This window comes from Ruegeria sp. AH7 (assembly GCF_056541325.1).
The window spans coordinates 122,129-132,199 of the sequence record NZ_JBQFYF010000008.1; the positions used below are offsets into that span (position 1 = coordinate 122,129).

10 protein-coding genes are annotated in these 10,071 nt (G+C 57.0%); 2 read left to right on the forward strand and 8 right to left on the reverse strand.

Annotated elements, in window-relative coordinates:
• Genes hemF through clpS form a run of 4 tightly spaced genes read right to left on the reverse strand, consistent with a single transcriptional unit; the run spans position 1 to position 3,069 of the window.
• On the reverse strand, positions 1–885 hold the full coding sequence (gene hemF / locus ACR0JX_RS17915; RefSeq protein ID WP_480545134.1) for an oxygen-dependent coproporphyrinogen oxidase: 885 nt from the start codon (positions 883–885) through the stop codon (positions 1–3).
• A gap of 5 nt (positions 886–890) precedes the next feature.
• Positions 891–1,694 (reverse strand): SDR family NAD(P)-dependent oxidoreductase, encoded by an 804-nt coding sequence (locus tag ACR0JX_RS17920; protein WP_480545135.1) that lies wholly within the window; start codon positions 1,692–1,694, stop codon positions 891–893.
• Positions 1,695–1,731: 37 nt separating this feature from the next.
• Complete coding sequence (locus tag ACR0JX_RS17925) at positions 1,732–2,697, reverse strand: class I SAM-dependent methyltransferase (protein WP_480545136.1); 966 nt, start codon at positions 2,695–2,697, stop codon at positions 1,732–1,734.
• A 30-nt stretch (positions 2,698–2,727) separates the two neighbouring features.
• Complete coding sequence (gene clpS / locus ACR0JX_RS17930) at positions 2,728–3,069, reverse strand: ATP-dependent Clp protease adapter ClpS (RefSeq protein ID WP_170536540.1); 342 nt, start codon at positions 3,067–3,069, stop codon at positions 2,728–2,730.
• Positions 3,070–3,162: 93 nt separating this feature from the next.
• Here clpS and ACR0JX_RS17935 point away from each other — a divergent pair, with 93 nt between their 5' ends.
• Positions 3,163–3,864 (forward strand): HAD family hydrolase, encoded by a 702-nt coding sequence (locus tag ACR0JX_RS17935; RefSeq protein WP_480545137.1) that lies wholly within the window; start codon positions 3,163–3,165, stop codon positions 3,862–3,864.
• Positions 3,865–4,145: 281 nt separating this feature from the next.
• On the forward strand, positions 4,146–5,537 hold the full coding sequence (locus ACR0JX_RS17940; RefSeq protein WP_480545138.1) for a D-alanyl-D-alanine carboxypeptidase family protein: 1,392 nt from the start codon (positions 4,146–4,148) through the stop codon (positions 5,535–5,537).
• 69 nt (positions 5,538–5,606) lie between these two features.
• On the opposite strand, the gene ACR0JX_RS17945 is transcribed toward ACR0JX_RS17940, so the two are convergent.
• The 4 genes from ACR0JX_RS17945 to ACR0JX_RS17960 all read right to left on the reverse strand — a co-directional run bounded on the left by ACR0JX_RS17945 (position 5,607) and on the right by ACR0JX_RS17960 (position 9,530).
• Positions 5,607–6,854, reverse strand: coding sequence for a hypothetical protein (locus tag ACR0JX_RS17945; protein ID WP_480545139.1), 1,248 nt, complete (start codon positions 6,852–6,854; stop codon positions 5,607–5,609).
• Positions 6,855–7,011: 157 nt separating this feature from the next.
• Positions 7,012–7,773, reverse strand: coding sequence for a LamB/YcsF family protein (locus tag ACR0JX_RS17950; protein ID WP_480545140.1), 762 nt, complete (start codon positions 7,771–7,773; stop codon positions 7,012–7,014).
• Between the two features lie 12 nt (positions 7,774–7,785).
• Positions 7,786–8,784 (reverse strand): 5-oxoprolinase subunit C family protein, encoded by a 999-nt coding sequence (locus tag ACR0JX_RS17955; RefSeq protein ID WP_480545141.1) that lies wholly within the window; start codon positions 8,782–8,784, stop codon positions 7,786–7,788.
• Positions 8,781–9,530, reverse strand: a complete 750-nt coding sequence (locus tag ACR0JX_RS17960) for a 5-oxoprolinase subunit B family protein (protein WP_480545142.1) — start codon at positions 9,528–9,530, stop codon at positions 8,781–8,783. Before ACR0JX_RS17960 ends, ACR0JX_RS17955 begins: the two co-directional genes overlap by 4 nt.
• Positions 9,531–10,071: the final 541 nt, after the last annotated feature.

The following is a 10,071-nucleotide window of genomic DNA, read 5'->3' on the forward strand; positions in this document are numbered from 1 at the left end:
TCAAACCCATTTCGCCAACGGCGGTAAACTCATCAACACCGCATCCGGATCGTGACCTGTTTCAAGGCCAAATTTCGTGCCGCGATCGTAGACCAGATTGTATTCGGCGTAGAGACCGCGATGCACTAGCTGGGTGTTCTTTTCATTGTCACCAAAGGCCTGAACCCGGCGTTTTTCAACCAGCGGGACAAAGGCGGGTAGAAACGCGCGGCCAATATCCTGTGTCAGCGCGAAATCGGTGTTCCAGTCCCCGGTGCAGTGATCATCCATAAAGATGCCCCCAACGCCGCGGGCGCGTTTTCGATGAGGGATATAGAAATACTCATCCGCCCAGTCTTTCAGCCGCGGATAGTGTTCAGTGCCATGTGGGTCCAGATGCGCCTTTTGGGTCGCGTGGAAATGGGCAGTGTCTTCATCATATTCGATGCAGGGGTTCAGGTCCGACCCACCGCCAAACCACCAGGCATGAGGGGTCCAGAACATGCGTGTGTTCATATGGACCGCCGGAACATGCGGGTTCTGCATATGCGCAACCAGACTGATGCCCGAGGCCCAAAAACGGGGATCGTCCTTCATGCCGGGGATGCCTTTGCGCGCGGCCATGGCCTGCTGCGCCCGTGCGCCCAAAGTGCCGTACACTGTTGAGACGTTGACGCCCACCTTCTCAAACACACGCCCGCCGCGCATCACCGACATCAGACCGCCACCGGCGTCAGAGCCATCGTCGGATTGACGCTTGGTTTCCTTGACCTTGAACCGCCCTGGATCGGCATCCGAGAACGGTCCGGTGTCGTGACTGTCTTCCAGTGCCTCAAACGCGGCGACAGTGTTATCCCGCAATTGACGGAACCATGCGGATGCGGTGGTTTTTTCCGTTTCGAACATGAGTGTTAATGAGCCGGTGCTGCAACCGGGTCCAACAGGGTCCGGCCGCCATCGATTGTCAGGATCTGACCTGTGATAAAGCCAGCGGCGTCGGATGCCAGGAACTGGGCGGTCTCGGTCAGTTCAGTTGGGGCGGCGATGCGGGCCAGCGGCGTGTGCTTTTCGATATCGTCGCGAAAATCCCGGTTTTCCTTAAGCGTTGACTGGAGCGATGCACTCATCACCGACCCCAAGGCAATTGAATTCACGCGAATCCGATTGGGGGCCAGCGCCACGGCCAGTGATCGTGTCATCTGGTCCAACGCTGCCGTCGAAACCGAATAGGCCATCAAGTCGGGATGGGTTCGTCGTGCGGCGATGGATGATAGGTTGATTATCGAGCCTGCCGGATTTTCGTCATCATCATTCTCTGATTGCTTGATCATACGTTTAGCAACCAGCTGGCTCAGCCGCAGTGCGGGCATCAGGTTTTGATTTAGCAACGTGCGAACAGAATCATCATCTGGATCCAGCGGATCAGATGGGATGACCTGCCTTGCGCCATTGATCAGAATATCGACCTGATCGAACGCGTCCAAAGTGGCTGACAGCAGGTTGGCAATGGTCAGCTTTTCGCGCAGATCCCCCGCGAAATATCGAATATTGCTGTCGTCGGCTTGTTCGCCCAGCTCCTCGACCAGTCGCTTTTCGTCCATGTCTGCAAAGACAACATTGGCCCCGGCATCGGCAAAATGACGACCGATGGCCAATCCGATCCCGTTGGCCCCGCCAGTCACGATTGCTGTCTTGCCAGCTATGGAAAAGGACATCCGAATCCTCCTGATTAGGTGGGCAGGTTAGCGGGCCTCAGCGTCGAGGGCGAGAGGCATGAAACACCTTGAACCGATTATCACCGGCGACTTCATCAACCTTGATGAAATGCTCGGTCAACGCGGCTTCATAAGGCAGGTGGCGGTTGGCAACCATCCAAAGATCGCCATTGCGGGTCAGGTTGCGGGCCGCAGAGGCGATGAACCTCTGACCAAGGGCGGGGTCAGCGCTGCGCGACGTATGAAACGGCGGGTTCATGATGATTGTATCCCTGGGATCGGCGGCCGCCCATGTGATTGCATCGGCCCAGTGAAACATGGCCCGGCCGTCTTTCACATTTGACCGCGCGCAGTTGAGCGCCGCGTGATCTGCTTCGACAAGATCCAGTGTTTCGATCTGGCCGCGTTTCAAAAGTTCGGCGGAAAGATATCCCCATCCGGCGCCAAGGTCTGCGATGTGCCCCCCCAGTTTGGCAGGCAAGCTTTGCATCAACAGCGCCGAGGCGGGGTCCACACCATCTGCCGAGAACACGCCGGGTGCGGTTTGATATCCATCGACACTCTGAGTTTCCGGCGCGGCCCAATCCGCAAACGCTGCGGGATCAGACTGAAACCAGAATATCTTGCCATGTGCTTTCGAAAGGGGCCCTTCAACAGCGACGCGCTTGCGTATGTCCTTCAGCACACCGTCAATACCGTAGGTCTTTGCGCCATCGACAACAATAACGCCAGTGGCTTGACTGCAGGCGCGATGGATCAAGGCACGGGCCAGCGCCTTGGCGCGAGGCAGGTGGACAATTGCATCCTCACAGGGCCCGATGGCCTCGGGCACGGCGGTGAACCCAAGCGCCGCAAAACAATCGTGGAACGGTTTGAATGGTTGGACGATTTGCGTTTCACGAGACAAATCCGACAAATCATCATCTGGCGTCGGGCCAAATACGGTCAGCGGCTGTGACAGCGTCAAACCGCTTTGCAGGGCAAGGTTTAGGCGAGGTGACATGGCCGAATATGTTGAACAGCAGCGCGGGGCTTACTCTTCTCGTTCCATAGTGCATTGCAAAGGGTGCTGGTGCCTGCGGGCAAAATCCATGACCTGGCCCACCTTGGTTTCGGCGATCTCATGGCTGAACACACCCACGACAGCCACGCCTTTCTTGTGCACGGTCAACATGATCTCGAACGCTTGCGCATGGGTCATGCCAAAGAACCGCTCCAGCACGTGAACGACGAATTCCATCGGCGTGTAATCGTCGTTCAGCAGCAGCACCTTGTACAAAGGCGGGCGCTTGGTTTTTGGGCGCGTCTGGACCAGAACGGACGCATCACCGTCGTCGTCCGACTTGTCAGACATCATCCATTGGTTTTCCAGCATCGCGCGCAACTGTCCGATTCAGGGATTGGGTTTACTTCTGCGCTTATATAACGTCGTTCCCGTCAGAGGAAAGAGGCAGCAGGCGTATTCGGGATGACGCAAAAACTCACCACCATAGGCTTCGATGCTGACGACACCTTGTGGCACAACGAACGGTTCTTTCAGCTAACGCAGGCGCATTTTACATCGCTTTTGTCCGATCATGCCGAACATGACCATCTAATGGAGCGTCTTCTGGAGGCGGAAAAGCGCAATATCCGGCACTATGGCTATGGTATCAAAGGCTTTGTTCTGTCGATGATCGAAACCGCTATTGAAGTGACCGAAGATCGCGTTCCTGCCTTGGTAATCCGCCAACTGATAGAAGCCGGGCAGGAGATGCTGGCTTATCCCATCGAGCTTTTGCCGCATGCGCAGCAGGCGATCGAAGAAGCTGCAAAAGCCCATCGCGTGGTATTGATCACCAAGGGCGATCTGATCGACCAGGAGCGCAAACTGGCCCAGTCAGGTCTGGGTGAACTGTTCGATGCGGTTGAGATCGTGTCGGAAAAGACCTCGGACACCTACCGTGCGATCTTTGAAGCCCATGGTGATGGCCCGGCTGCGGCGATGATGATCGGGAACTCGATGCGGTCCGATGTGGTGGCTCCGATACAGGCTGGTTGCTGGGGCGTTTACGTGCCGCACGGTCTGGTTTGGGAGGTCGAGCATGCGGATGCCCCCGTCGACGCCAAGAGATTCCGAGAACTGCGTGATTTAGGCGGTCTGAGTGATTTGCTTAGCGCGATCTCTTGATGTTGCTGTTACGCCTCAGTCAAAGAAAAATCCGCGAGTGGATTGCGGCGTTCCCTGAGATGCCCCTGATCTAGTGTTCAGGACGCATCGCACAGCTAGATATAGCGCTCTTTTTACACCGCAACGAAACCGCAAAAACCACAGCTTTCGGTTTATTTCAAAAGGCCTCTGTGTTAGCCTTGCCGCTAAGCAGAATAAAATCTAGCTGACCGGGAAAACCCGGCGGCGCGAGGCAGACAGAGGCAAAGATCGTGCAGGTTCGGCGGACAGTTCCGGCCCGAATGGGCTTATTTCTCATTGTATTGATGATGGTGCTTTCTTTTGCGCCGTTTAAATCTTTCGCCGCGCCGTATGCGGCCATGGTGATTGATGCCCGGACCGGAGAGGTCCTTCATTCGCGCAACGCCGATACTCGGCTGCATCCGGCGTCACTGACCAAAATGATGACGCTGTATATAGCGTTTGAAGCGGTCCGGAATGGCGAGATCACGCTGGACACGCCGGTTCGTATCACCAAGGCAGCGGCAGCCGAGCCGCCGTCGAAGCTTGGGTTGCGCTCGGGCCAGACGATCGCGTTTCGGTATCTGATCCGTGCGGCGGCTGTGAAATCGGCCAATGACGCAGCCACTGCCATTGGTATCGCGCTGAGCGGATCCGAGGCCGCGTTTGCGCGTCGCATGACCCGCACCGCAAAGGCAATGGGGATGAGCCGCACGACCTTCAAGAACGCTCATGGTCTGACCGAGGCGGGGCATTTGTCTACCGCGCGCGATATGACCACGCTGGGGCGTCACCTGCTGTATGATTATCCGCAGTACTATAACCTGTTTTCGCGCCAATCGACCAATGCCGGGATCAAGACTGTTCCGAACACGAACCGCCGCCTGCTTGCCGCGTATCGGGGTGCGGACGGGATCAAGACGGGATACACCCGCGCTGCAGGCTTCAACCTCGTTGCTTCGGCCAAGCGTAAGGATGAGCGCATCATCGCAACCGTATTTGGTGGCAAGTCGGGCGCGTCTCGGAACGCGAAGGTTGCCGAGCTGTTGGATATGGGCTTCCGTCGCGCCCCGTCGCGTGCGCCCATTCGCAAACCCGGACGACCTGCTTATGCGGGCAACACCGGTCTTGGCGGCTCGACCCAGGTGGCGGCTGTCAGCGGTGCGCCCAAAGCAAGCCTGCGCCCAGTTGTTCGCCCGGTGGCCACACAGGTCGCCAGCGCCGTTGTTGAAACCGCGAACCAGAACCGGGATCGCATCCAGAACGGTATTGCCGCAGCAATCGCTGAGGCCGATATAGCGCCAACAGCCCCGCCGGTCGAAAGCTCGGATACGCGCCCAGCCTTGCGGCCTGAGAACTTGACCGTGGCACAAGCCAAGCCCGCTGAGCAGCCCGAACCCGAACAAGAGGTTGTGACCCGACTGTCCACATCTGGCGGGCATCTATGGGGCGTGAATGTGGGCCGCTACACAACGCGCTATGAGGCCGAGAAGATCCTGCTGAAAACGGCATTGTCGGAAATGACCACTTTGGAAGGCACGCTGCGCAAAGTCAGCCAAAGTTCGAAAGGGTTCGAGGCAACGTTTCAGGGCATGACCCGGGAACAGGCCGATCTGGCCTGCCGTCGCCTTCAGGCGCGCAATGTCACCTGTTTCATGATCGGGCCGTCATAAGACCCGACATTCTCTCTCCTGATGGATCTGGGCTGCGGAGTTTCGCAGCCCTTTTTTTATCCGAGGCGCTTAGTCGAACACGTGGCCATGTTCATATTGTTCGTCTTGCCCCGCCGCTGCGGTCAGGGCTGCCACGTTATCCTTGGTGAAGAACCCGTCATAGTGGTGGCAGCGTTCGATATATTCGGTGATCAGCAGCGTGTATTGCGAATGCTTCGAGAATATCTGTTTCAGGTTTGGATCGTCTTTGCATTCCCCGACCACGTGCGCCAGGAACGGCACACCTTTGTCCTTCAGTGTATTGACGACGAAATCGACATTCTTCTCACCCGCGCCATGGTCGCCATCCTGAATCTCGACAGCCATATGATGTAGGCGGCGGCCAAAATTGCGCACAAAGTCTTCGGTCGGCATTGGAAGCTTCGCAAATGAATTCACGAAAGACGGCGTGTTGTTTGCGGTGAACACTTTGGCCGGGGATATCTTGTCGTCATCCACATTGGCGTTGCGGTTCACATTGGTCGAGGAATTCATGTCAAAGATGTTGTACGCGCCCCAAAAATAGTAGGGCACCATCGTCAGAAATTCGAGGATCGCATCTTCGCGTTCACCCGCCAGAACCCGCGTGGCAAGGTGGTCAATGCCCAGCATCAATGGCGCGATACTACTATCAGTGCCGAATGCGGCTGCTTCCTCAAGCTTTGCCTTTTCAGCATCGCTGAGTAGCACCCGATCCCCAAGGCCAAGGCTGTCGGGGTCGTTGAAATCCAGCGTGGAGTATCCAACGCGATTGCAGGTGAAATCCGAAGGTGTGGTGAAACGGAACCCATCCAGCGTGTAGAACGGGTTTTCGGTGTCGCCGGAGTACTCAAAGCGGATGTTTTGATCTTCGAGCGTTTTGGTCAGCGTGCTAAGATCGCTTGCCGCGAAAACCTCTCCGACATAGCGGGTTTGTGGGGTTTTGCGGGCCAGCGGGTACATGCGGTTGATCCGGGGAATGAAGTCTACAAAACTTTCGCTCAGCGGGGCCATCAGGATCAGCGCAGGGTAGTCGGCATGGGAATGCAGGACAGAGAACTTATGTGTCCGGCCCAGATAGCTGGCCGAATGGCGATAGGGGGTCATGACATAAAGTTCGAGCATCGTATCGAACAGGGCCGTCGTTTCGACCTGAATGACAATCGCTCGCATCGGACCGACCTGATCTGCGATGCCCGAGCTGGTTCGCCGCTCGTAGATCATTGGCAGATATTCATGAAAGAAGTCCGAGTTCTTCTTGTCGCCTCGCGGTTCGTAAGACATCAGATCGAAAGACATGCGCGCCTCCTTGCGGGGTATCCGGCTGCAAGCGCAATGGCCGGGCCAAATTAGCTGGAATAACAGTATTCAGAACATGCACTTGGATGCATGCTAGGCGCTGAACCCCGTTCGGGCAACATCCAGACTTTAGGTCTTCCGGATTACGCCCAGATGTCTATCGAGTGAATTTTGTCACCTCGACCCCGCCCGCGATCAGATTTTCGCGGACTGAACGGGCGATCTGCACTGCCGTTGGCCCGTCGCCGTGCAGACAGATCGTATCGATTGAGGTCTCAAGGTGTTTTCCAGATTCGGTGATAATCGCCCCTTCGCGGACCATGTTCAGGATGCGCGACCCGGCGATCTCGGGGTCATGAATCACCGCGCCGGGCAGGCTGCGATCGACCAGAGTGCCATCGTCGTTATAGGCGCGGTCGGCAAAGATCTCGCCCACCCATTTGCAGCCAAGTTCGCGCACGGCCGCTTCCTGATTTGTCACCGCCAGCACCATGATGATGATGTCCGGATCAACTTCCAGCGCCCCCTGATAGCAGGCCCGCGCCATGTCGATATCAACCGAGCACATATTGGCAAGTGCACCGTGTAGTTTAAGGTGCCGTATCTTAGTGCCAATCGCAGCTGCCAAACCCATCGCCGCACCCAACTGGTAGCGCACCAGATTGCGAAGGCTGTCATGTGGCAGCCTCATATTGCGGCGGCCAAAGCCCTGAAGATCGGGAAAGCCCGGATGCGCGCCGATACCCACACCGTTTTCGGCGGCCAATGTCATCGTACTGGCCATCACATCCCAGTCGCCTGCATGAAACCCGCAGGCGATATTGGCCGAGGTGATGACCTTTAGCAGGCTTTCATCATCACCCATGTTCCATGGGCCAAAGCTTTCACCCATATCGGCATTCAGATCCACGCGGGGCATCAACACATCTCCTTAGTCGTTGGCAGAGATCACTCCGCCGATCAATTGGTAGGACAGCAGGTCCGAAATATCATGCGGGTCGCGGATAAGCGGTTCGATACGCCCCGGCAATCGGGCCAAATCGGACCGAAAGGCCGCATCCAGCTCTATCGCCTGATCCAGTGTCACAAGCTCGAACCGGATCTTCCCGCCCGCTGGAGTTTGTGCTGCTCTTGGCATGTCGCAGGGAAGAACAGTAGCGATCCGAGGGTAACCGCCGGTCGTCTGGCATTCGGGCAGCAGGATGAACGGGTTGCCGGTCCCTGTCATCTGTATATCGCCGGGGGTTATGACCTCGGACAGGATGTTCAGCTGATCCTTGGCAGCGAACCCTTCGCCGGCGCATTCCAATTGCATTCCCATGCGGTTGGCACGGGGTCCCCGTTTGAATTCGGTTCGAGTGAACCGGGTCAGGGTTTCCGGATCAAAGAGAGGGGTCTGAAAGCTGGCAAGAACGCGTAGCGTACCGCCATCAAACCGATCTGCAGGGGGCAGTTTAAATCCGGTCTCGCCCGTGTCTGGCCCGGCAGGCAGGGTATCGCCTGCCGCGACCGCGCGACCGATCTTGGCGGTCAGATGGGTTGAACGCGAACCGAGAAACATTTCAGTGTCGATCCCACCTCCCAGATGCAGGTAGCCATAGCTGCCCTGCAATGCCGCGCCAACTGTCAGGCGCTGCCCCGGTTCCAGATGGTGCGATGCATTCCAGACAATCGCAGCCCCGTCGATACTGGCCTGCATTGGCGCACCAGTTAGCGCAATCCGCACGGGTTGGGTGGCTTCGAATTCGCCACCCATGCCCGCCATTTCCAAGGCCGCAAAATCTGGGCTTTGACCCAGTAACGCCGCCCCTTCATGCAGCGCTAATATGTCAGCCACCCCGGATCGCGAAAGCCCTTGATCAAGATACCCTACGCGCCCTTGATCCTGAATGGTGCAGGCGGGGCCGATGCGCCGGACGATCAGGCTCATGAAGTGATCTCTTGGAAGGTCGCGCCCCCAAGCCCATCGTCATTGTCGGCGCGGATGCACTCCAGATCATCACGCGATATCGGTTCGAACAGCAACTCATCTCCGGGTGTTAGAGTGAACGTCTCTGTCATATCGGGTCGAAAACATCGGAAAGCCGTCTGACCGATATGCCGCCATCCGGTTGGCGTGGGACCGGAAAACAGAACGAACTGAGATATGGCCAGTACCAGAGCGCCTTCGGGGACCATGGGTGTCAAGTCTTGCAGTCTTGGGATGTTGAACTCGGGCGCAAGTGGCCCGAGATAGGGCTGGCCCGGCGCGAACCCGATTGTTAAAACACGTACCTTAGAATGACTTAGTCGTCGCACCGCTTCTGCAGGGCTCAGACCGGCCGCCCGTGCCGCATCCTCGAGTTGTGGGGCAAGGTCCGTGCCATAGACGGTTGGCACCCGCCATAGCTTTCGCCCTGAGGGGAGGGGCGTAGTGTACCAGTCTCTTGTCTTCAGCAGCTCCTTGAGGGCGCCTGCCATATCCGCGTGGGTCACCCTGGTCGGATCAAACCGAAGATAAGCGGACCCAAGCGTGGCTGATGTCTCCAACACCCCATCGAGGTCCAGCCGCTCAACCTCGGCCCTGAACGACAGGGCTGCACGGTTCGCGGGATCTGACATGGTTTCGGCAAAGGTGACCAGTACAACATCAAAGCCGACATTGCGCACCATCGGATAAGAATGGGTGAGGGTCATATGCACCACGTCTTGAATTGCACCTGTTTAGGCAGGAGCAGACCGTATCAGGCGATAATGCGCAAGGTCTGTTCATATGCGGACCGTCGTATGGGGTTTTGCGAAGTATTTTTCGTGTACCCATCGAGCGAGATCGATCTTTTTTGTGTGAGGCTTGTGATGAATCGGTGGTTCATAGAGTTTCGACTCGGTGTTTCGAGCCGCACCGTCTTGGGCCCGGATGCCGCTGAGCCCCAATATGTTGTGCTAAGCCATTGGCAAACAAAAGGACTGTTCATGGTTCGAGGCGACATACCCCTGGATTATGCCTGTATTCCTGTATGTAGATGGATGTTAACTATCTGTTATTTATCACTTATTTCTGAACATGCAAAAAAATGCGCCAAGATGTAATTTTCTGCTTGCGGCCCTGATCGCTAGACCTTAGAACCCCCTTCACCGGCGCAGCTGAGGTTGTTGTTGGGACGCTAGAGATGGCGGAGACGGGCCGGAGAGACGGTTGAGACGCTCGGGAGAGACCGGGGGCATCTTGAGGGACTGG

Coding starts and splice junctions, on each gene's coding strand:
- hemF (WP_480545134.1), bottom strand. CDS start 885: ATGTTCGAAACGGAAAAAACCACCGCATCCGCATGGTTCCGTCAATTG.
- ACR0JX_RS17920 (WP_480545135.1), bottom strand. CDS start 1,694: ATGTCCTTTTCCATAGCTGGCAAGACAGCAATCGTGACTGGCGGGGCC.
- ACR0JX_RS17925 (WP_480545136.1), bottom strand. CDS start 2,697: ATGTCACCTCGCCTAAACCTTGCCCTGCAAAGCGGTTTGACGCTGTCA.
- clpS (WP_170536540.1), bottom strand. CDS start 3,069: ATGCTGGAAAACCAATGGATGATGTCTGACAAGTCGGACGACGACGGT.
- ACR0JX_RS17935 (WP_480545137.1), top strand. CDS start 3,163: ATGACGCAAAAACTCACCACCATAGGCTTCGATGCTGACGACACCTTG.
- ACR0JX_RS17940 (WP_480545138.1), top strand. CDS start 4,146: ATGGGCTTATTTCTCATTGTATTGATGATGGTGCTTTCTTTTGCGCCG.
- ACR0JX_RS17945 (WP_480545139.1), bottom strand. CDS start 6,854: ATGTCTTTCGATCTGATGTCTTACGAACCGCGAGGCGACAAGAAGAAC.
- ACR0JX_RS17950 (WP_480545140.1), bottom strand. CDS start 7,773: ATGCCCCGCGTGGATCTGAATGCCGATATGGGTGAAAGCTTTGGCCCA.
- ACR0JX_RS17955 (WP_480545141.1), bottom strand. CDS start 8,784: ATGAGCCTGATCGTCCGGCGCATCGGCCCCGCCTGCACCATTCAGGAT.
- ACR0JX_RS17960 (WP_480545142.1), bottom strand. CDS start 9,530: ATGACCCTCACCCATTCTTATCCGATGGTGCGCAATGTCGGCTTTGAT.